Origin of the sequence: Pseudomonas sp. DG56-2, assembly GCF_004803755.1 — a bacterium.
In the GTDB taxonomy this organism is placed as follows: Bacteria; Pseudomonadota; Gammaproteobacteria; order Pseudomonadales; family Pseudomonadaceae; genus Aquipseudomonas; species Aquipseudomonas auratipiscis.
In genome coordinates, this window is sequence record NZ_CP032311.1 from 4,429,269 (window position 1) to 4,451,568 (window position 22,300).

18 protein-coding genes are annotated in these 22,300 nt (G+C 54.7%); 8 read left to right on the forward strand and 10 right to left on the reverse strand.

The annotated features are described in order from the left end of the window. Positions 1-9: 9 nt before the first annotated feature. Together D3Z90_RS20310 and D3Z90_RS20315 are read right to left on the reverse strand one after the other, a co-directional pair. Positions 10-1,605 (reverse strand): glycerol-3-phosphate dehydrogenase/oxidase, encoded by a 1,596-nt coding sequence (locus tag D3Z90_RS20310; protein ID WP_136477719.1) that lies wholly within the window; start codon positions 1,603-1,605, stop codon positions 10-12. Positions 1,606-1,609: 4 nt separating this feature from the next. Next, a complete protein-coding gene (locus tag D3Z90_RS20315) occupies positions 1,610-3,205 on the reverse strand; it encodes an FAD-binding oxidoreductase (RefSeq protein WP_136477720.1) in 1,596 nt (531 codons plus the stop codon). Between the two features lie 212 nt (positions 3,206-3,417). On the opposite strand from D3Z90_RS20315, the gene D3Z90_RS20320 reads away from it, so the two are divergent. Beyond that, complete coding sequence (locus D3Z90_RS20320) at positions 3,418-4,446, forward strand: AraC family transcriptional regulator (protein WP_136477721.1); 1,029 nt, start codon at positions 3,418-3,420, stop codon at positions 4,444-4,446. A gap of 13 nt (positions 4,447-4,459) precedes the next feature. On the opposite strand, the gene D3Z90_RS20325 is transcribed toward D3Z90_RS20320, so the two are convergent. Beyond that, positions 4,460-4,807 carry a type 1 fimbrial protein gene (locus D3Z90_RS20325; RefSeq protein ID WP_136479008.1) on the reverse strand — a complete coding sequence of 116 codons (348 nt, stop codon included), beginning with the start codon at positions 4,805-4,807 and terminating at the stop codon, positions 4,460-4,462. A 285-nt stretch (positions 4,808-5,092) separates the two neighbouring features. On the opposite strand from D3Z90_RS20325, the gene D3Z90_RS20330 reads away from it, so the two are divergent. Next, the gene (locus tag D3Z90_RS20330; RefSeq protein ID WP_218571410.1) at positions 5,093-5,758 is read left to right on the forward strand and encodes a TetR/AcrR family transcriptional regulator; all 666 of its coding nucleotides are present in this window, start codon (positions 5,093-5,095) and stop codon (positions 5,756-5,758) included. Positions 5,759-5,799: 41 nt separating this feature from the next. On the opposite strand, the gene D3Z90_RS20335 is transcribed toward D3Z90_RS20330, so the two are convergent. The 5 genes from D3Z90_RS20335 to D3Z90_RS20355 all read right to left on the reverse strand — a co-directional run bounded on the left by D3Z90_RS20335 (position 5,800) and on the right by D3Z90_RS20355 (position 12,121). Beyond that, a complete protein-coding gene (locus D3Z90_RS20335) occupies positions 5,800-6,603 on the reverse strand; it encodes a glycine betaine ABC transporter substrate-binding protein (protein ID WP_136477722.1) in 804 nt (267 codons plus the stop codon). Between the two features lie 101 nt (positions 6,604-6,704). Then, positions 6,705-7,175 (reverse strand): VOC family protein, encoded by a 471-nt coding sequence (locus tag D3Z90_RS20340; RefSeq protein WP_136477723.1) that lies wholly within the window; start codon positions 7,173-7,175, stop codon positions 6,705-6,707. A gap of 255 nt (positions 7,176-7,430) precedes the next feature. Further along, a complete protein-coding gene (gene katG / locus D3Z90_RS20345) occupies positions 7,431-9,665 on the reverse strand; it encodes a catalase/peroxidase HPI (RefSeq protein WP_136477724.1) in 2,235 nt (744 codons plus the stop codon). Between the two features lie 250 nt (positions 9,666-9,915). After that, positions 9,916-10,902 carry a LysR substrate-binding domain-containing protein gene (locus D3Z90_RS20350; RefSeq protein ID WP_136477725.1) on the reverse strand — a complete coding sequence of 329 codons (987 nt, stop codon included), beginning with the start codon at positions 10,900-10,902 and terminating at the stop codon, positions 9,916-9,918. 292 nt (positions 10,903-11,194) lie between these two features. Beyond that, positions 11,195-12,121: a LysR substrate-binding domain-containing protein gene (locus D3Z90_RS20355; RefSeq protein WP_136477726.1), complete on the reverse strand. Its 927-nt coding sequence runs from the start codon at positions 12,119-12,121 to the stop codon at positions 11,195-11,197. Between the two features lie 93 nt (positions 12,122-12,214). Between D3Z90_RS20355 and D3Z90_RS20360 the strand changes: the two genes are divergently transcribed. The 6 genes from D3Z90_RS20360 (at position 12,215) to D3Z90_RS20385 (ending at position 21,078) form a co-directional block, all read left to right on the forward strand. Next, positions 12,215-13,207: a YeiH family protein gene (locus D3Z90_RS20360; RefSeq protein ID WP_136477727.1), complete on the forward strand. Its 993-nt coding sequence runs from the start codon at positions 12,215-12,217 to the stop codon at positions 13,205-13,207. A 298-nt stretch (positions 13,208-13,505) separates the two neighbouring features. After that, on the forward strand, positions 13,506-16,094 hold the full coding sequence (locus D3Z90_RS20365) for an autotransporter outer membrane beta-barrel domain-containing protein (RefSeq protein ID WP_136477728.1): 2,589 nt from the start codon (positions 13,506-13,508) through the stop codon (positions 16,092-16,094). Continuing rightward, positions 16,094-16,966: an alpha/beta hydrolase gene (locus tag D3Z90_RS20370; RefSeq protein ID WP_136477729.1), complete on the forward strand. Its 873-nt coding sequence runs from the start codon at positions 16,094-16,096 to the stop codon at positions 16,964-16,966. Before D3Z90_RS20365 ends, D3Z90_RS20370 begins: the two co-directional genes overlap by 1 nt. A gap of 310 nt (positions 16,967-17,276) precedes the next feature. Continuing rightward, entirely contained in the window at positions 17,277-18,749 is a 1,473-nt protein-coding gene (locus D3Z90_RS20375) for a tyrosine-type recombinase/integrase (RefSeq protein WP_168198490.1), read from the forward strand. Positions 18,750-19,066: 317 nt separating this feature from the next. Beyond that, positions 19,067-19,519, forward strand: a complete 453-nt coding sequence (locus D3Z90_RS20380) for a hypothetical protein (RefSeq protein WP_256658261.1) — start codon at positions 19,067-19,069, stop codon at positions 19,517-19,519. Then, positions 19,516-21,078 (forward strand): relaxase/mobilization nuclease domain-containing protein, encoded by a 1,563-nt coding sequence (locus tag D3Z90_RS20385; RefSeq protein WP_218571411.1) that lies wholly within the window; start codon positions 19,516-19,518, stop codon positions 21,076-21,078. Before D3Z90_RS20380 ends, D3Z90_RS20385 begins: the two co-directional genes overlap by 4 nt. Positions 21,079-21,093: 15 nt before the next feature. Here the strand turns inward: D3Z90_RS20385 and D3Z90_RS20390 are convergent, their stop codons facing one another. Together D3Z90_RS20390 and D3Z90_RS20395 are read right to left on the reverse strand one after the other, a co-directional pair. Beyond that, on the reverse strand, positions 21,094-21,555 hold the full coding sequence (locus D3Z90_RS20390; RefSeq protein WP_136477732.1) for a hypothetical protein: 462 nt from the start codon (positions 21,553-21,555) through the stop codon (positions 21,094-21,096). Between the two features lie 191 nt (positions 21,556-21,746). After that, positions 21,747-22,292 carry a hypothetical protein gene (locus D3Z90_RS20395; RefSeq protein ID WP_136477733.1) on the reverse strand — a complete coding sequence of 182 codons (546 nt, stop codon included), beginning with the start codon at positions 22,290-22,292 and terminating at the stop codon, positions 21,747-21,749. Between the last annotated feature and the right edge of the window lie 8 nt (positions 22,293-22,300).

A 22,300-nucleotide genomic window follows, 5' to 3' on the forward strand; every position in this document is an offset into this window, starting at 1 on the left:
CGATGGGCATTAATGCGTGGCATCCGGCAAACCATGGTGGCGTTGCCACAAAACCCTGTAGCGTTGTTCTTCTGCCTGCCAACGCTGGTCGCCCCAGCCCAACCGGGGCTGACACAGGCGGCGAATGGCCGGCAGGTATTCTTGTGCCCCTTGCGCCAGGAGCAGGCCGACACGGGTGCGGCGCAGCAACAGGTCATCAAGATGCAGGACCAGTTCGGCATCGCAGGCAAACGCCAGCTCCGCCCATAACGTGTCGCTGGCGCCGACGGTTGCGTGGCCCAGCTGTTCGACCAGCAACGCCAGGCGCGGCAGGTCTCGGCCATGACGTCCGGCCAGGCGCCGCCACTGGCTGCCATTGAGTCCGGCAATCGGCTGCCCTGCTACCTTGGCAAAAACCGGGGCGCCGTCATCGCTGATTTCACGGCCGATCATCTGTGCGCAAACCTTGAGCACCTCGAGGGCCTGCGGTCGGAACGTGGTCAACTTGCCACCGGCCAGGGTCACGCAACCGGGTTCGCACCACAGCACATGCTCACGGGTTTCATTGGACGGTTTGTCCTGCGCAGTACCGTGGGCACTCCCCACCACAGGTCGCACGCCAGACCAGGTCGAAAGTACATCGTTAGCCTGCACCTGGGCCTGGGGAAACTGTTGAGCGCACGCGGCCAGCAAGTAGTCGAGTTCTTCGCTGCTGATACTCGCGCTGTGGTCCAGGTCCTCGTGGTGATCCAGGTCGGTAGTGCCAACCACCGTGGCGCCTTCCCAGGGAAACACAAACACCGGTCGCCGGTCGTGAGCATGCAAAAAGGTGAAGGCCTGGGCCACCGGCAAGCGCCAGCCGGGTAACAGCAGGTGGCTGCCGCGCAGCGGACGCAACTGAGGCGGCGCATCAGTGGGACGTAGGCGCTCGGCCCAGGCGCCCGTTGCCACTGCCAAGGCTCGACAGCGCAACTGCAGCAAATCGCCGCTTTCCTCGTCTTCAACCTGAACGCCACAAACCCGGTCGTTTTCACGTAGCAGTTGCGCAACCCGCAGCCCATTGAGCGCCAGCGCGCCATCAGCCCGAGCTTCGGCCAGCACGCGCATGACCAGGCGCGCATCATCGGTGAGGGCGTCGATAAAACAGGTGCCGCCGAGCAGCTTGTCCTCCTTGAGCCCCGGGGCCAGATAACGCAGTTGTTGCGCGTTGTGAAAGCTGTGGTTGCGGCGCCTGGCCAGAGCGTCGTATACCGTCAACAGCCCCCCCAGAACCCAAGGTCCAGGGAAGCCACCGCGATAGTGCGGCATCATGAAACTCATGGGTTCGACCAGCCCCGGTGCTTCATCGAGCAAGCGCTGGCGCTCGTGGACCGAGTCGCGGGTCAAGCGCCACTGACCCTTGGCAATGTAGCGCAAGCCACCATGCACCATCTTCGACGAGCGGCTGGAGGTGCCCCAGGCAAAATCGCGTTGCTCAAGCAACAGACAACGCCAGCCACGCCGAGCGGCTTCACGCAGGATACCGGCACCGCTTATGCCGCCGCCAATGACGATCAGGTCCCAGGTTTCCTGCGCCAGCGTCGGCAACACCTGCTGGCGCCAAGCGCCATTCCAGTCCTGGCTCATGCCGTCACTCCTGCAACAGCGTGCCGGGATTCAAGCGTCCGGCCGGGTCGAAGTGGCGACTCAATGCCTGCAACGTATCCAGCGCCAATTCGCCTTTTTCACGCAGCAGGTAAGGGGCATGGTCCCTGCCCACGCCATGCTGATGGCTGATGGTGCCGTTGTTTTCGACGATAACCTGGCTGGCTGCGTGCTTGAGCGCCTGCCAACGTGCCAGAGTAGCCGGGTAATCCTCTGCCGGTCGGAACACATAGGTGGTGTAGATACTCGACCCTTCACCGTATACATGGGACAGGTGAGTAAACACATGCACCCGCTCGCCTTCAGCGGCCAGGCCATCGCGCAGGCTACTCTCGATCCGGTTGAGCAAGTTGTCGACATTGCTCCAATCGGTAGCGGTTTCCAGGGTATCCACCACGTATCCAGCGTTCCACAGGTTCTCGCGCAGGTACGGAAAACGAAAGCGGTTCTGCGCCCACTTGTTGCCCAGCAGTGTGCCGGTGAATACCCCGCCGAAGGCTTTTAGATGCTGCCTGGCCTGGCGGAGAGACAGCGCATTCTGCCGCCGGTTGCCAGTCACTCCGAAGGTCAGCAGGCATTTGCCGCTACCGGCCCCGCGAAACGCCAGGTACTTTTCCAACCAGGCGATTTGTTGCGGATGCCCGGCCAGGGCCAGTTGGGTTTCGGTTTCCACGGCATTGGACAAGCGCAGCATCGACAGCGGTACGCGTGCCTGGGCCAATTGCCGAATAGCCTGCAAGGCCTGCTCCCAGTTCGGCAGGAACACGCCATAAAAGCGCTCGTCGGCAGGCAGGGCACTGATCCTTACCTTGACCTCGGAAATGATCCCGAACCGCCCTTCACTGCCCATCACCACTTCGCGCAGGTCGGGGCCGGCAGCCGAGGCCGGAAAGGTGGCGATCTCCAATGGCCCGGAGAAGGTTTCCAGGGTGCCGCCAGCGAACAGTTGCTCGATGCGGCCATAACGTAACGACTGCTGGCCACTGGAACGACTGGCAACCCAGCCGCCGACGGTCGACAACTCCCATGATTGAGGGAAGTGCCCCAGGGTGTAGCCACGGGCACGCAGTTGGCTTTCCACTTGCGGCCCGGTGGCGCCGGGGCCAAAGGTGGCCAGCAAGCTCTGTTCATCAAGATCGAGCAGGCGGCTCATGTGCGCCAGGGAAACGGTCAGTACCGGCCGAGTGGATGACGGCGGATTGATGTGCCCGGCGACCGAAGTGCCGCCCCCATAGGGAATCAGGCACAAGTCCTGGTCATGGGCGAGCGCCAGCAACTGGCGGATATGCTCGGCACTTTGCGGGAACGCCACCGCATCCGGGTATCGCCCCAACGCCCCCTCGCGCAGTGCCAGCCAATCCGGCAGGCTCTGGCCGCGAGCGTGCAGCAGGCGATCCTGAACGTCCACGCTGTACAACCTGTGGGCCGGCAGGCGTGACGCCGGAACCCGGGCCAGTGCAGTGTCCAGGGTAGCGTCTGGCAGTGCACGTCCCGCCCCTACCCGCGCAGCGAGAAACCCCGCGCCCTGGGCCGGCAGTTCGACCACCGTGGTTGCATCCCCCCAGCCGTTCCAGCGTCGCATGCGTGTGTCCTTTTGCGGTTCTTATAAGGTAATAGTTCTGGCGCCTATAGTAGCCAGCCGCCCAGGCCTGTCACGGTCGCATCAAGCCAGCTGGAGTAGCCAATTGAGCCAAGGGCCGTAGCGCGCTCCAGCCATTTACTTTAACGGTGGTTTCAAATTACCTTTCAGGGTCTTTATCTGTGCCAGTCTGCCTCGATCAAAGGAACCCGATCATGCAATCCCTTGGCTACACTTCGGTTCCGCCCCTGCTCAAGTACGTGCGCCACGCCGAGCAACTGGGCATGGCCATCGAACCTGCATTGGCGGTCGCCGGACTGCAGGCCCAACAACTGAGTGACAATACTCTGCGACTGCCGGGCGAAGCCCACGAACGTTTGCTCGACTACTTCTGCGAGCACTCAGGCGACCCCTTGTTCGGCCTCAATTCAGCCCGATTCGTGCTGCCCAACTCCTGGAGCGTGTTGGGCTACATCACCATGAACTGCGCGACCCTGGGCGATGCCATGAATCGCATCATGCCCTTCGAGAAACTGGTCGGTGACATGGGTGTCAGTCGTGCCGAAATGCAGGGCGAACAGGTCCACCTGATCTGGAATTGCCGCCACCAACGCCCACGCATTCGCCGTCACCTGGTGGAGAACGTCCTCGGCTCGTGGTTGCAATATGCGCGCTGGATTGCCGATACCCAGCTTTCCCCGACTCAAGTTTGGTTCGAACATGCCCAGCCGGCTGATATCGAGCTCGTCCGATACGAACAGTTCTTCGACTGCCCGGTGCTGTTCGGCCAGCCTTATTCAGCGCTTGTGGTGCCCCTGCCCTACCTGCAACTGCCCTTGCGCCAAGCCGACGCGCAGTTGCTACGCACCCTGGAGGAACACGCCCAAGGATTGATGGCCACGCTCGAAGATGCATCGCTGGAGCAACGCGTGAAGAGCATTTTGCGTCAGTTGCTCAAGGAGGGGCTGCCACGCAAGGAGCAAGTGGCGGAGCAATTTTCGGTATCGGTACGCACCCTGCAACGCCAACTGCACCAGGCCAATACCTCCTACCAACAAATCCTCGATGATCTGCGCCAGGAGCTCGCCGAGCACTACCTGCTGCACAGCACTTTGCCGATACAAGACATCGCCCAGTACCTGGGCTTTACTGAACCGCGCTCGTTCCATCGCACCTTCAAAAGCCGACGCGGCATGCCGCCGGGCGAGTTTCGCCAGACTTACCGGGACCCGGCTGGAGAATGAGCAAGGCGTTGGCTCATGGTGAGGTCAGGGTAATCAGGTATAAGCCTTGGGTGACCGCCTTGCCTGAGTTATCAACCAGCGTGTAAAGCTGATCGTAATAAAGGCCCCGGTTACTGTCGGCCACCAACTTGACCTGCACCGATGCGTTGTCCAAGGAACTGGCCGACGCCTGCGGTTTCAACTCGCGTACATTGATTGCAGTACCGCGGGACATTTCTGAACACCCTTCTACGCGCCAACCACTCGACAGGGTGGAGGTGGAACACGTCGGTTCGACAATACTCCCGGCAAACCTGATCACACCCTGAGCCTCTGCAATTGCCGTTGAACCCACTGCATTGAGGCAAACGAGCATGGCCATACCGACAACCTGAAACGTCCTGTGCATGTTGGCACTCCCGAAGAAAAAGTCCCTTGCTTGAGTGTCGGCAAGCTTGGGATAAATTCCAGGGCTGGCTGCCAGCAAATATTGCGAAGCGCCAAAAGCGTCACAAATGCAACGCCTGGCCACATCGGCACACGCCTGTAAACGCTGGCATACAAGGCCAGGTGGCATGACTGCAAGCGTAGCGACCCGTAACACATGCACACGTCAACGGGTATGATCCTGTCACGCGTTCAATATGAGTCACTGCAAAGGTCGAAAATGGCAAAAATCAGCGCTACCGGTAAGACGGCTACGGCTGGCCGGAAAAATCTTGCTGCTGCCGATCGTCAGCAGCAAATGGTTGAGAGGGCCATTGCCCTTTTCGCTGAAAAAGGCTTTGCCCTGACCACTCGAGAACTTGCCAAGGGTCTGCAGGTTACCCAACCCCTGCTGTACCGCTACTTCCCCAGCAAGCAGTTGTTGATTGAACAGGTTTACAAGCAAGTGTTCATGAATCGCTGGGACCCTGGCCTGGAGCTTCAACTCAAAGATCGCAGCCGCCCTTTGAAAGAGCGCCTGATTGACTACTTCATTGGCTATACCGAGACAATTCTGAGCAATGAATGGGTGCGTATCTTTCTTTACGCAGGGCTGCAAGACCCCAGCTTGAACCAGCGTTATCTTCAGCGCCTGCATCAGGACACTTTCGTGGTGATCAATGAAGAACTACGCCATCAGCGGCATTTTACTCAGCCGCCGACTGAACACGAGTTGGCAGTTGAAATGGAAGTGCTGTGGGGTTTCCACAGCAGTTTCTTCTACCTGGGGGTGCGCAAGTGGGTGTATCAAATGCCCGTTCCCGAAGACCTGAGCGAATTGATCACCCACCGGGTGAATGCCTTTCTGGAGGGTGCCTTGCATTACAATCAGGATCTGACGCCGTGACCCTCTGACCTATGCCTTGCCGTGAGAATCGCTGGCACGACTCAACCTAGCGGGGCGAGCCATGCAGCGAGCACCTGTGGATTGTTGTCCAACCAATTGGCAGCGGCCTGGTCGGCACTTTTACCCTCGCGGTTGATTGCGTAATCGAGCTCAGCAACGATGGCGTTACTCAGGCGAACGTTGTCCAGAACCTGGATCTGCGCTGTACTGAATACACCGAGGCGATCAACCCGAGCGAGCAGTACCGCGCGGTCGACGCTGCCCAGCAGTCCCTTGGGGTCCTTGAGATCGCGGATTCGATGGCGAAAATGTAGAAACTGCGGGTGCCAGAGCGGGACCACGCCCCACTCGCCCGCCTGCACCAGCGCCTCGAATGCGCCGACGCATTCTTCCTGGGTGCCAGTACGAAAGCTATAGCCGGCCGTAGCCAGGCCGTAATCGTCCATCATCCGCAGGGAAAAACGCGTTATACCCGCACCTGGCCCGATCCCCTGGATAAGCTTGTGCATACGCGCCTGCACCCTGGGTTTGAGCAGATCCTCGACTGAGTCCACCTCGGACGCCGGAACATAGTCCGGTACTCCCCACAGCGCATAAGGCTGGTAGTGCAGCCCCATCTCACGGGTAGCAACCTGCTCTTCAACACGGGCCTTGTACATGCCATGGCTGGAAGGAATCCAGGCGGACGCGATCATGTCGATCGAACCTTCACGCAGCCGTTCAAAGTTGGCCTCGTGCAACGCGTAGGAACGCTCCACGCTAAAGCCCATGCGCTGCAATACCAAGGAAACAACGGCAGCCGTCGCACGATGAAAGGAAAGATCTGTTACACCAAGGCGAATCATGGGCTGGCTTCCCGCAAGTTTATTGCCACGGGCTTGCGCCGCCGCCAACAGCGCCGCGCCCCCGAAAGCGTGAATGAACTGCCTTCTATTGAATCCCGACATCAGTCATCAGCCTGAGTCTGGTCTACGGCCAGGCTCGGCATAGCGCGCCCGACAATTCGGCTTCCAGGTATGTACTCGAAGATCATCTCGATGGTGATGCCGTTTGGGTCTTCGAGAAACAGCTGATGTTCGCCGATATCCGGAATCACCCGTTCACGAAAGGCAATACCCAGCGACTGCAAGCGCGTCTGAACGTGGTTGAGCCCCTCGCAACGCAGCGACACATGATCGAGCGCCCCGGAGCCGTAGCTGTCTGGCTTGTCGCCCAAATAGGCACGCAACTCCTGTTGGTCAACATCGACACTGGCGATGTGCAACAACGGGCGGCCACCGGCATACATCCAGCACCCAGGAAAACTGAAACCTGGCCGAGGTCCCGGCGTGAGACCGATGACCCGTTCGAAGAAGTCAGCGGTTTCGCCCCAACGACGGGTTCGAATTGTGAAATGGTCGAGCGCTAGTACACCCATAGCTTCCCCTGCCTGTCAGTGAGTAAAGAGATCAAGGTCGTTGCGAAAGGTCGGAAACGCCGCGACCCGAAGTTAATTATCAGACGATAACTTCTCACGCACAATAATTTATCGATTGATAATATTCATGTACGGCATAGAGGCTCTGACAGACGCAAAAGAGCCCTCGAAAATCAGCGACTTGCGAGGGCTCCGTGGTATTTCCCAGAGATAGGGCCTTAAGCACAGGCGCTACGGCACAGGCTCAGCCACTGTTCAGATGTCGAAGCGATCGAGGTTCATGACCTTGGTCCATGCTTTGGCGAAGTCCTTGACGAACTTTTCCTTGGCATCGTTTGCGGCGTAGAACTCGGACACCGCACGCAACTCCGAGTTAGAACCGAAGACCAGATCGACCGGCGTGGCTGACCATTTGACCTCGCCAGTCTTGCGGTCGCGACCTTCATACAAGCCATCAGTTGAAGACTTCGACCAGGCAGTCGACATGTCCATCAAGTTGACGAAGAAGTCGTTGGACAATGTGCCTGGGTGAGCAGTAAGCACACCATTTTTGCTGCCATCGGTATTCGCCCCGAGCGCCCGCATGCCACCGACAAGCACGGTCATCTCCGGTGCAGTGAGGGTCAACAAGCTGGCCTTGTCGACCAACATTTCGGTTGGCGAGAGACGAGCGTCAGCGCTGTAGTAGTTACGGAAACCGTCAGCCTTGGGCTCCAGCACCGCGAAGGAGTTGATATCGGTCTTGTCCTGGGTAGTGTCCATCCGCCCCAGGGTTACCGGAATTTGCACGTTGAATCCACCTTTCTTCGCGGCAGACTCAACCGCTGCAGAACCCGCAATCACAATCACGTCCGCCAGCGAGACTTGCTTGCCGCCTTTGAGTTTGCGGTTGAAGTCCTTTTGAATCGCTTCGAGCTTGGCGAGCACTTTGCTCAACTCGGCCGGATTATTGGCATTCCAGTCCTTCTGTGGGGCAAGACGCAGCCGTGCACCGTTGGCACCGCCGCGCATGTCAGAGCCACGGAACGAAGAGGCCGAGGCCCAGGCAGTACGTACCAACTCGCCGGTACTAAGGCCCGAGGCGAGAACCTTGGTTTTGAGGGCTTCGATGTCTTTGGTATCGATCAGCTTGTGGTCCAGCGCTGGAATCGGGTCTTGCCAGATCAGGTCTTCCTTGGGTACGTCGGCTCCCAGGTAGTGGGTGCGCGGGCCAAGATCACGGTGAGTCAGCTTGAACCAGGCCTTGGCGAAGGCAAGTTCGAATGCCTTGGGGTTATCCAGGAAATGACGGGAAACTTTCTCGTACGCGGGGTCGAATCGCAGCGCAAGGTCAGTGGTGAACATGATCGGCGCATGGCGTTTGTCTTTGACGTGTGCGTCGGGAACCATGACCGCAGCCGACGGATCGGATGGAATCCACTGGATTGCACCTGCCGGACTCTTGGTCTGAACCCATGTCCAGCCAAAGAGGTTGGCCAGATACTGATTGGTGAAATTCGCAGGGCTTGAGGTCCACGCGCCTTCCAGGCCGCTGGTTATGGTGTCTTCAGCGTTGCCTTTGCCGCAGGTATTTTTCCAGCCCAGGCCTTGTTGCTCGGTCGGTGCGCTGGCAGGATCCGCGCCCAGGCACCCCTCTGGTTTGTGCGCACCGTGCGCCTTGCCGAAGGTGTGACCGCCGGCAATCAGTGCCACGGTTTCTTCATCATTCATGCCCATGCGCGCAAACGTATCGCGGATATCCTTGGCGGCGGCCAGCGGATCTGGCTTGCCATTGGGGCCTTCCGGGTTCACATAGATAAGGCCCATCTGCACGGCCGCCAGGGGTTTGTTCAGCTCACGCTTGCCGTGGTAGCGCTCATCACCGAGCCAGGTGCTCTCAGGGCCCCAATAGACCAGATCCGGTTCCCAGTCATCCTCGCGACCGCCGCCGAAACCGTAGGTTTTCATCCCCATTGATTCCATCGCCACGGTGCCGGCCAACACCATCAGGTCGCCCCAGGAAATACTCGCTCCGTACTTCTCTTTCACCGGCCACAACAAGCGCCGTGCTTTATCGAGGCTGACGTTATCCGGCCAGTTGTTAAGTGGATCGAAACGCTGTTGGCCACCGTCAGAACCACCGCGACCGTCCAGCGTCCGGTAGGTGCCGGCACTGTGCCAGGCCATGCGGATGAAGAACGGCCCATAGTTGCCGTAGTCCGCTGGCCACCAGTCCTGAGACTGGGTCAGGGTTGCTTGGATGTCCTTTTTAACCGCACTCAAGTCAAGGCTGTTGAACGCCTTGGCGTAATTGAAATCAGCGTCGGCAGGGCTGGAGGCCGGGTTGTGTTGTCGCAGCAAGGAAAGGTCCAGGCGATTGGGCCACCAATCCTTGTTGGTCATCTGGTGGTGCTTGCCAGCCAACGAGGCGGCGCCGGTATTATCGGCGTGAACAATGGGTGAAAAGCCAACTATCAGGGCAATCGCCAAGGGCAGCTGTTTCATGCGCATGGGGGCTTAATCCTTGTAAGTGTGTAAACCAGGCCAATCATCAACCGGGTTTGAAAACGGGCGTCGAGTCAGGAAAAAAGTACGCAATGAAACCGGGAGTTACCGGGTTGCATATGCTTCACAAACTTTAATTGCGCACCGTTTTTCGAACAATTGAGGTTATAAACGGGGCCGATTGATAACCTGATTGATGAAAGTTCTGGAAACACACTTAGCGCACGGCAAGTTCAAACATTACACCGTGAAAACTTCAAAGCTGCCAGGGTTTAGTACCGGTGGGGGCTGTACGCTTGAGTGTCGCAGCCAATAGCTCGAACTCTTGCGCGCGTGGATGAGTACGACGCCATACCAGACCAATGCGCCGATGCTCATCACCACGCAACGGCTTCACGGTCAATCGGCTGCGGTCGGCATTGATCGCCGCCAAGGCTGGCAGCAAGGTACATCCGCGGCCAGCAGCGACCAGATGCTGCAGAGTTTCCAGGCTGGCCGCCCGGCAGTCTGCCGAATCGTTTGCCTGCACCTCACTCACGCCGCATGCTTGCAACGCCTGGCCGCGCAGACAATGACCATCGGTAAGCAGCAAGAGCTTGAGATCGCTCAGTGCCTCGACCGCCACATCGCTGCCGGCGCCGAGCTCATGCCCTAACGGCAATGCCGCCCAGAAAGGCTCGTCGAACAGCACTCGCTCGTCATAGGCTTCAGGATCGAGCAGGCGCGGCCCGCCCTGCACTGCCGCCTCGCATCGCAGACACTCCGCAGAGCGCAACATCGTCTGGTACAGCGGCCGCGGGAGTGCCAGCAATGCGCAGTCGATGGACTGCTCGTTCAGCCGTTCGCACAAATCAGCGGTAAAGCTTTCCTGTATCACCAATTGCAACTTGGGATGGGCGGCCTCTACTGCCTGCAAAAGGTGCGGCAGGTAATACGGCGCCAAGGTCGGGATGATGCCCAGGGTAAGAATCCCTTCAAGCGGGTCGCGGCGCGCACGGGTCAGGGCGAGAATGGTGTCTGCTTCGGCAAGCATGTTCCGCGCGCGCTCGACGATCTGCTCGCCACTGGGGGTGAGGGTGAATTGCTTGGCGTGACGGTCTACCAACACGTGGCCGAGGTAGTTTTCCAGCTTGCGTAACTGGGTGGACAGCGTGGATTGAGTGACATGGCAGGCATCGGCAGCACGGCCGAAATGACGGTGCTCCGCCAATGCAACGAGATAGCGGAGTTCGCGTAAGGTCATCAACATATCCTTGGAAAGCACGCACCAGGGTATAACAAACCCGCCATCACCGTAGCAGCGTTGGCCTTCAGGTTATATCGCCACGTGCACTTTTACTTTTCGTAATAGATGGGTCAGCTTCAACTTTCATGGCAAGGCTGCCAAACAGGATCGGGTCAGTGAAATTAAAAAAAATCATGACCTGCATTGAAAGAATTTCGCCATATCGTTACTCGCGATAGTTGAGTTCCCTTCGAACTTCCATATCTGCACGCAGATCGATGTATAAACTTACAAACGAATCCGTACAGAATTAATTGCCGACAACGCTTTCGGACCTCATGTACTCAGTTGCACGCTCGCGCAAAAACACCTTGAGCGCTTGCCACGCCGGGCTTTGGTAACGTTGTGGATGCCAGACGATATGGAACGCCCGCTTGAGATTCAGGCTGCTCTTCAATTCCACCAGCGAACCGCGGTGCAGGTCTTCGATGACACTGAGCTTTGACAAGCAGGCCAACCCATACCCCGCCCTGACTGCTTCCCTGATGGCTTCGCTCTGGCCGAGCTCCATGCGTATGTTCAACTTCTGCGCATGTCCGGCAATAGCAGACTCCAGCACCGATCGCGTGCCGGATCCGGCTTCACGGATTATCCACGGCTGGGTGGCGATGCCTGCATCATCGATCCTGCCGACATGGGCCAATGGATGCGCTGCACCACAGACAATCACCAACTCGTCATCGCACCAATACTCCGTCATCAGCCGCTCGTCGGTGCACGGTCCCTCGATCAGACCGATATCCGCTTCCAGGCGCGAGACCTCAGCAAGCACCTCTTCGGTATTTCGCAGGCGAGCCTGCAGCGAAACACCTGGGTAAAGATCGGAAAAACGGTCGATCAGAAACGGCACCCGGTAGGTACCAATGGTCGAGCTGGCAGAAATCAACAAGTTGCCCTGGATAATTCCGTCAGGCTCCTGGGCCCCCTCGACGAAACGTTGCAAGCCGTCCAGCAACGCTTCGGCATGGCTCAATTGCCGCAAGCCAACCTCGGTGAGGACCAGCCGGCGGCCGGTTCTTTCGAACAACGGCACGTTCAAGTGGCGCTCCAGCTCGGACAGCGACTGACTGGTAGCTGACTGTGACAGGTTCAGACGCTGGGCGGCTGCGCCGATGGTGCCAAGTTTGGCCACGGTGACGTAGACCTGCAGCTGTCGGAAGCTAACCCCGATGTTCATTTCAGTTTCTCCGAATGGTTATATCGTTATAACCATTTTTTCATCTGAACGAAACAGGACTATTTTTGAGGTCGTCACAGAGGAGACAACTTCATGTTTCGGGGCCTTTTACTGAGCGCACTTTTGACCTTGGGTGGATATGGGCTCAGCCGTATTCCGCTGCTTCAACAGAGCGGCTTCAGCCCGCTCGTGTTCGCACTGTTGCTGGGTATCGTCGTCGGCAACCTGCCGTTGATCGGCGGCTTGGCGTCCACACAACGGGGCCTGCAGGTGTGTACGCGGTGGATGCTGCGTGGCGGGATCGTGCTGTTCGGCTTGTCAGTAACGCTTCAACAAATCTTCAAGCTGGGACCGGCAATCATTGCCCTGGATGCCGGCGTGATCACCGTTGTCATGGTTGCTGGCTATTTCATTGGCACACGGCTGCTCAAGCTGGACCGCGACGTCACCCTGCTGACCTGTGCAGGTAGCGCGATCTGCGGCGCCGCTGCCGTGCTCGCCACTGAAGCGGCGATTCGTGCACGCCCCGCAGCCACCGCCATGGCGGTAGCAACCGTGGTGCTGTTTGGCACCATGGCGATGGTCGTTTATCCGTTGCTCTACCCGTTGGCCGGCCTTGGCGAAAATGTGTTCGGGGTGTACATCGGGGCGACCATCCATGAAGTGGCGCAAGTGGTCGCGGCAGGTGTTGCCGTCGGACCTGATGCCTTGGCCAATGCGGTCATTGTGAAGCTGGTCAGGGTGATGTTGCTGGTGCCATTTCTGCTGATCGTCGGCCAATGGTGGTTCGCCCGTCAGCCCCGCGCAGCCGGCAGCGAAAAGCAGAAAATCACCATTCCCTGGTTCGCTTTCGGTTTCTTGGCGATGGTCGTTTTCAACAGTTACGTAACGCTACCTGCCGCACTGCACAGTGGGCTGGTTCTGGCGGGGCAAATCGCGCTGACCATGGCGATGGCGGCACTGGGTTACGAGACCCGGCTGGAAAAGCTCAAGGCGCTGGGCCTGAAACCATTCGCTCTGGCCTTCAGTCTTTTCATCATGCTGATGGGAGGGGGACTGCTCACCGTCCATCTGTGGATGGTCTGAGGAGAGTTAGCGCTCATCGCAACCGTTTCCCTGCCTGTCTGCCCTGGAACACTTAAAACCCGTACACCAAAAGCCCTCGCCAATCGATGATTGGCGGGGGCTTTTCACATAGGGCGTCGAGCGAACGCCGTGAGTTCGAGGCTAGCCCAACCGAGTCATTCTCATGACGTCAAAAATTTATATCACTGATAAACCACAGGATTTATACTCCGCGACCTCCAGCGTGGCAATTGGCCATCAAGGCGAGGCAAAGCCATGCAAGGAAGCTTTTTCACATTGGTTGTCAAAGGAATAAAAAGTGGCTGTCGTCAAACTCCAAAAAACACTCATTGCTCTTGCCATTGCCGCCGCAGCGCAACCTGTCTATGCACAGACGCTGGCGCTGACCAACTCCGGCGTGCAGATCGAACGAAGCAGCTATGCGGAGCAGGTTGAAGTCAAAGGCTCGTTCACGACCTCCAACAGCGATGTGGACGCTATTGAGTTCAACAGTGTGACGTTTAACAAGGATCTGGTGATCAATGCCAGCGTAAATGCCAATGGCAATAACGCTGATGGACTGGATCTGTCGATGGCAGGTGAAGACGAAGACCCGTCGTCGTTCGGCCTAGCAACCGAAATATTCGGCAATCTGGTCAACAAGGGCAGTATTGCGGTGAGTGGCGGTGGTGTGTCGGCGATGCTGGTTGACCCGGCCATTATCCACGGCAACCTGATCAACGAAGGCACCTTGAGCGTCAAGGGCGACGAGTTTGAAGGTGACGGTATCCGTGCCCTGGAATTCTCGGGCGAGTCGGAACTGCACGGCGACCTGATCAACGCCAGCACTGGCAAGATTCTGGCAGACGGCAAGAACGCCACAGGCATCCTGCTTGAAGGCGGCGAGATCGACGGCAAGCTCATCAACAACGGCCTGATTCAAGTCAGTGGCGAGGATGCCACTGCGCTGGACGTGACTTCCAACGAGTACTCATGGGCGGGCACGACTTACAGCGACCGTGTGGACATTGGTGGCATTGAGAACAATGGCCGCATTATCGCTACGGGCGCCGACGCCATTGGCGTGGAGCTCGATGGCGTCAGCTTCTCCACTTCATCTGCTCAATTGGTCAACAATGGTCTGATTCAGGCTACCGATGCTGCCATTGAGATTGGTGGCTTTGACATCGATGGCGACGGCCAAGGCGGCGCGCTGACGCTGGTCAACCGAGGCACCATCACCTCTGAAGATGAAGCCATTGACGCCTCCGACGCATCGGGCGCAGTGGTACTGGATTGGCAGGCCGGCTCTATTACCGGCAACCTGATCGATCTGGATCGCATTTATGTCACCGGCGATGCAGTGTTCAAAGGCAGTAACGCCGATGTCGATGGCTACAACATCCGCATGTTCGACAATGGCCCGGTGATTGTCGGCACCGCGGGCAGCGCTGGGCATCTGCAGTTGGCTAATGCGCACACTTCGCTCAAGGGTGATCTGGTGGTGGGCAATGGTTCGTCGCTGGATCTGAACCTGAGCAACGCGACGAATGCCAACAAGGCGGTCCTGAGCGTCGACGGCAAGGCGACCTTCGAAAAAGGCTCACACATTACGCTGGCCGCCCAGGGCAAAGATTTCACCGCCAACGGCAGCACCTACACCCTGGTCAAGGCTGATTCGCTGGACAATCAGACCGAGACAGGCAAGCTGGTCAGCAGCCGTTCTTCGCTGTTGAATGTCGATACCTATACCGTCGAAGGTAATCAGGTGATTGCCACCGTCACCGGCAAATCGTCCTCGCAAGTGGGTGAGGTGATCAAGGACATCGGCGGTTCGGGCAACGCCCAGCGCGCCGCTTCGGCATTCAGCAGTGTTGCCACTCAGTTGGCCACGCTGAACCCGCAGGATCAGGTGTTCCAGGCCTACGTCAACGCATCGCAGGACGCGCAAGCACTGCGTACCCTGGCTGAACAACTGACCCCTGAGGTCAACGGCGGTGCGACTCAGGCTGCAACCACTGGCCAGACGCTCATCAGCAACGTTACCAGCGCCCGTACCTCCGGAGCGCGCGGCATGTCTTCGGGTGAAGGCTTCAAGGAGGCGGGTGTCTGGGTACAAACCTTGTACAGCGATGCCAGCCAAGACCTGCGCGACAACGTCGCAGGCTACAACGCCTACAGCCGCGGTATCGCGGTTGGTGCCGACGGCAAACTGAATGATCAGGTGACCCTGGGTGTCGCGTATAGCTACTTGAACACCGATGTGAACGGCAAGAGCGGCGACAAAACCAAAGTCGACGGCCATGCCTTCACCTTGTACGGTGGATTCGAGCAAGACAACTACTTTGTCGATGGCAGCCTGACTTACGGCATCAACGACAACGAAAGCAAACGCAGCATCGCCAGCACGACCGCCAAAGGTGATTACGACAGCAACCTGTTTGGTGTGAACCTGGTGGGTGGCTACACCTATCATGTCTCGCCATCGGTACTGGTTGAACCACGCATTGCCGCTCGATACAGCTTGGTGAACATCGACGGCTATCGTGAAAAAGGCAGCTCTGCTGCACTGAAAGTCGAAGATCAGCGCTTTGAAGTGGCGGAACTGGGTGCAGGCCTGCGTGTTGCCGGAAGTTTCCCGCTGGGCAACGGCACCTTTGAACCGCAAGCCCAAGTCATGGCCTATCACGACTTTATCGGTGACGAAGTCAGCAGTACCTCTACCTTCATCTCGGGCAACACCCCCTTCGTCACCAGCGGTGCCAGTGCCGTACGCAACAGCTATGAAGCGGGTGTAGGCGCTGACTATCACTTGGGCGCCGTAACGGTTGGCTTGAACTACGACTACGTGGGCAAGTCGGACTTTGATGCCAACACTGTCACCGCCAAAGTGCGTTACGACTTCTGATGACCGCTGCAAAACTCAGCCCGCTGCGCTGGGTTGGGATTTGCCTGCAAGGCACGGCACTGATGTTCAGTGCCGTGCTGAGCGGTTGCCAGTCATCTCAGCAGGCACTTCAAGGGCTGGCATCCGCCCACGGCCAGCATCCGGAAATATTGGCAACCCATCCTTTTCCCCTGGCGATGGTGGCGACGCTCAAGCACGATGCCCCCACCCGACTGCGCATCTATTTGGAAGGTGATGGCCACGCCTGGGCAACACCAACGCAGCCCAGCCTCGACCCCAGCCCCCGGAAACTGCTGGTGGCGCGGTTGGCGCTGAATGATCCAACACCTTCGATTTATCTCGCTCGCCCCTGCCAGTTCGTCAGCGTGCCTCGTTGTACGACCGAAATGTGGACCAACCGGCGATTCTCTGAACAAGTCGTCGCAAGCCTCGATCAGGCATTGGATGTACTGAAAGTGCGCTTTCACAACCGGGAATTCGAACTTGTTGGCTATTCCGGTGGCGCCGCATTGGCACTGCTATTGGCCTCTCGGCGCGATGACATCACTCAGGTTCAGACACTGGCCGGCAACTTGAGTCCGGCAGAATGGGTTCGGATACACCAGCTTGCGCCGTTGCGCGGCTCACTCGACCCTTTGGAGTATCGCCAGCGCCTGGCGCAGATCCCTCAGCGGCACTTGGTAGGTGCAGAGGATCGGGTAGTGCCGACGATGATCGAAACGTTTTACCGGCATCAACTAGGGCCAGCCGCATGCCTGCAAACGATCGTGATACCCGGCACCACGCATGAAACCGGCTGGGACAAGGCCTGGCTTAACTGGCGGGGAAAATCGATAGCGTGTGGATCGAGCGCTGTCTTGCAAGGCGAATAAAGCAATGGGACAAGACGGTTGATACCACGTCACTGAAGACTGGGGAGCAAAAATATGCCCAGCGCTGTATAGGCGGCAATTCTGGGAAAGTTACTTGAAATGCGGAAAACAAAAAGCCCCTGAAACCTTGGGTTTCAGGGGCTTTTCGATGTATGGCGGAGAGATAGGGACTTTCCGAATCGCACCCTGCAGCCCTTTAAACTCAAGGAATACAGAGCTTTCAGGCGATTTTGCTACAAATATTTGCTACAAACCCAGACAAAAAACAGCTACCTTTTCGACATCAAAACCCAGCGATCAGGGACGGAAAATGGCAAGCGATAACCTAGTATTAAGGTCAGGAACATGGCACGTCCGACTCACCATCCCAATCGACGCCCGTCCAAGCCTTAACCGTCGAGAGTTCACCGCGTCCCTAAAGACTGGCTCTAAGACCGAAGCTCAGCGGTTGAAGATCTCTTTTTTGCAGCATTGGCAGGAACAGATAGATAAAGCCCGCCGACACAATCGACTTGACGTAGAAGACGCCCGGATCAACGCCAAGACACTCGCTGAGCGTGCCCGTGACTTCTATTCCGATTTGGCACACGCAACCATCGAAAATGGCTCAGTGGACAACACCAAAGCCGAATCCGTGGTCGATTATCTGCGGCTTGGCCCGCAGCATGGTCAAGACGAATGGGAGTCAATTTTGCGGCATTTTGAAGTGGGCAGCGTCCCCAATGACCTTGGCTTTAACCGCGATATCAAATCGCTTGTTCAAGCCAATATGGATCGACACGCAAGCACCCTCCCCCTCAAGCCAGCCGAACGAGAAGACATTCGGCAGATACTCAAAGACCCGAGCCACTACACAACCAAATCAGTCATTACGACGAGCAGAATCGCGTCGTTTCAAGCGTATCAGTCCAAAACCAAGGGAATCATCCAGAAGACTATAGATACACAGGTCAAGCGGTTGGAATTGATGAAGGCATGGCTTGAAACGAGCAAACGCGATCTCACACACGAAAGTATTGCCAGCTATCTCGACACGCTTAGCGTTTCCATAAAAACAAAAAAACAGTACTTGTTCGCAGGGTCAAGCTTTTGGAAATGGGCTATCAGGCACGACGAAAACTTCAAGAAACTGCACCGCGACCAGCAATCACCTTTTGAAAAGCACGAGTTCCCGGTAAGTCGAAGCAAAAAAAGCAACGGGGCAACCGAGAGAAAGGCGTTCACCCCGGAAGACGTTACAAAGCTCCATGACGCAGCAAAAGCTACAAAGAACCGTGAAACACTCACCGACCTTATACTATTAGGTGCTTACACCGGGGCACGCATTGAAGAGCTTTGCCAGCTTCAAGCCCAAGACATAGTTACCGAGGAAGGCATTCAATGCTTCTACTTCTATGATGGTAAAACCGCCGCCAGTGAGCGACATACACCGATACATCCTGCCATAAAAGAAACCGTGGAAAGGTTGATCCGTAATTCAAAAGACGGTTTTTTGATTAGCTCCCCAGCAGGAAACAAATACGGCAACCGTTCCGATGCACTCAGTAAACAGTTTGGCCGATTAAAAACAACCCTCGAATACAACAGCCAGTTCGTTTTCCATAGCTTCCGTAAAACCGTTATCACGCAATTACAACGTGCAGACGTACCCGGAATACTCATTGCCTCAATCGTCGGTCACGAAACCGGAACCATCACCTTTGACGTGTATAGTGCAGGGCCAAGCCCACAGCAAAAATTAAAAGCCATCTCGAAAATAAAATATAAATTGAAGCAAAACTGACCGACACCGAACCACATAGCTTCCTAAAGCAATTTAATGGCTGTCCATATAGGATGGCTATTATTTTGGCTGTCCAAAATAAACGACCGATCTTGGTTGCTATTGGCAGTCCAAAGAGGCGTCCACAATTTGACAACACCTTTGAATATGGTACTTATATTTATGCAGGCTTTCTTTATTTGCAAGCAAGGCCCTTGGACTGCCACTGACTTCGTCGTGTCTGTCCACCCTTCGGGACGGGCCGCTTGAATTTACGCACTTCGTTTGAAATTTAAAAAGCAAAGCAACAACCAAAATCAATATCGACCAGGAGAACAATGAGCAATGTAAAAAAATCAAAACTTAGAACTCGCGACAAACGTTTTACCTTACGTGTTTCTCAAAAAGAAAAAGACACACTACTCGCCGCAATGGCTGCGTCTCGTACAGCGTCAGTTGCTGATCTCGTAATGAACTGCATCAATAACTCCAACGTAATATTAATCAATGAGATTGAGAGCTACAGCGACGTTTTTGCTAAAGCTGGCGGACTGGGTAAAAATATAATCAAGGGTCTAAACCTCATTCAGTCCCAACCTGAAAAACTTCAAACATTCATAAACTATCTTGAAAAAGACAACAAGAAAAATCTTGCCGCCCTATTGGCGTTTGCGAGTAATCTTGAAAAAGCTGTCAACACATTCTGCCTCTACGAAGACAATATAAACTGCTCTGCAGATTTGACCCTTAAAGATTTCATAAAAACTAAGAATAAGGGGCAAAAAAAATGATTAACAAAATGAAAATCAGAACCGGCGGCTATAAAAACGGAGTCGCAAACTCGGCAAAGTATCTTTTGAAAACAGAACCCGAAGGCGATTCAATTGATTGCTCAATTGAACGCCTTGAGGGTGAATCAAATCAGGCATACGCGAATCGCATAGAAAAAATCTTTGAAAGTGCTCGCGTTCCAAATCAAAAGAATCTCTACCAGCACACTGCTTTGGCTTTCCACCCTACCGATGGTGAGAAGCTAACAGACGCTCAAATGATCGACATTGCGAAAGAAGTCTATTTAAAAAACGGGCTTGGAGAAAACCGCCATTACCTTTTTGTTGTCGAGAGAAATACAGATCACCCACACGTTCACGCCTTATTACACTTGACCGACCTTCACGCCAACCGCGTTAACAACAAATTTATCAAATACAACCCGATCCTTGAAAAGCTCGAAAACAAATATGGCCTGTATAACCTGCACAGAACTCCAACACTAACAAATACCAAACCGAGCAATGAGAAGCTATCAGAAAGAAATCTAAAAAATGATTTCAGAGAGGAGCTAAAAGCAATTCTGGAAAGAGCTTTAACAGCTTCCGAATTCTTAATCCTTATTGACGGTGCAGGACTCAACATCACTCACAACAGCAACGAATCCTATTCACTTACGAAGAACGGTCAAACCTTCAAGGCTTCCGATCTAGGCCTCTCTTACAAGGCACTAAAAGGCCGTCTTGGCTACGATCCTAATTTTTCCGCTACTTTGGTATCGCTCCACAAAGAAAAGCCCCGCATGCATGACTTTGGAGCTCTTGTTGGAGCTACCAGCGAGATCCAAAATAGAAAAAAAAGACACAGAACGCTAGATCTGAATTTTGACACACGCGACGATAATTCCTACCGCTACAAAGACTCAGAAAGAATCGCTTTTGAGTACGATAAATCAGGCGGTAAGGTTTCGTTCCAAAGCTCTAACAGAATGGCTATTAAAGCAGGTTTACAACGATTGATAGACGATATGAAGCCCGGCCCTATTTACATATCAGGTACAGACGCTTTTAAAAAGAATGCTTGGATTGAGTTTCATATGATGAATCTAGAAAAAAAAGGCTACTCAATCAGCGGCTACAGACCGACTGCAGCCGATCATGCAGCCCTGAAAAAACTAAAAGAAGAGCAAGAAGCACGTTACGGCAAAAAACAAGATGATTCATTGACAATCGATCAAGCTCAACAACAAATAACAGACTTGATTGATGCTCACGATAAGAATCACGGTTCAAACTCAAAACTTAAAGCATTTGATGAAAGCAGCTATAAAGAAAATAGACGTTTAGAAGAAATGTACGGCAAGGGATTTACAAGTGTGAGCGATGAGAAAACCCTCTATGAGTCGACTCAAAAGCTTCTGGAAAAAGTCAAAGACAAAGAAGCTGCTGAAAAGTTTAAAGCCGAAATGAGCGAGTTGATCAAGATGGAAAAAGAGCGTGCTGAGAAAGCAAAGAGTGACAAAGCACTAGGGCAATACGAAAATCAGAAACGCAACAAACCCAAGTACAAACCAAAATAAACGCCATTTGGCGTTTTATTTGTCGTAAAACTCAGCTTTAACCGAAGCTCCTACAGGTGTGTCAAACGGTATCATTATCGTATTCTGGCACCAAAAAAATATTACATTCACACCATGTTGATCGTAGTACGTTTTTTCGGGAGAGCAAACCAACCCGTTGACCTTAATTTTTGTCGTCCTGTCTATTTTATCGTCGTATGGAATCGAAATTTGAATATCCGGGATTACTCCACTGAAATTTTTCGATTGAACTATTTGCGGGATTCCATTTGGATTCCCAGAAAGCCAAGGTTGTATATTCTCGTCAATCGTCCAATTTTCAGTAGCCAACAATATTGGCTCATCGTCTTCTATAGGAGGTTCCACTACCTTCGCAAACAAGCTGCTCTCTAAAGGTATTTTCACTAAATATTCAGCATTAACAGAATGTAAAAAAAAAGTAGATACTACAGCTAAGAATAAAATTGACCTCTTCATTCGCCCACCTTTGCTTTTGAATTATTATTGACCAGCTCAAAAGCAGCGAAAGACCCTAACGCTAAAAATGAGCATAGCAATAGAGAGAACTCGTGCGTTACAGAAATTGTTGCTGTAGCGATTATTATTACCGTGTAAACATTATTCATATATCCTCATCATTATTTTTTTAATTTATTCGTTCGCACATTTCAATACATAGGCTGTGCATCCCCCCAAAACTCATATTCAAGCTCGGCTGCTTTGCGATTCCTTTCTGGCCCTCTTTCCGTAGTTTTAACAATTTCGTCTTGCCTCAATCTATAGTCACAAACTTTTTTTTGGCTAGATGACAAATTGATAACGGCTTCGAATTTATCAATCTGTTCGCACAAATCAACATCGGCAACAAAGCCTACGACGCACTCACCGGGAGTTTCACTAAAAATAATGTATCCATTTCCTGCCCCCCAATGGACAGGAACTTCGATGAGGCGGTCTGCGGACATAAGCTTACGAGTAATATTTCCTTCTATTGCATTTCTCATTTCCGTTGCCCTCGAAGATCTCCAACCCGCACACAGGCAGACTTTATAATCTGCATCGAAACTCTCTTGTCTTGCTGGCGGTATGTCGCCGTACTCAAGTGCTAGTTCTTCACTTAGTAATTTAGCGTCCAAGCATACTTGATCACTTGCCACCACGCTGAGTGACCACAAGGTTATTAAACCGGTTAAAATTAATTTAGTTCTATTCATACTTTCCC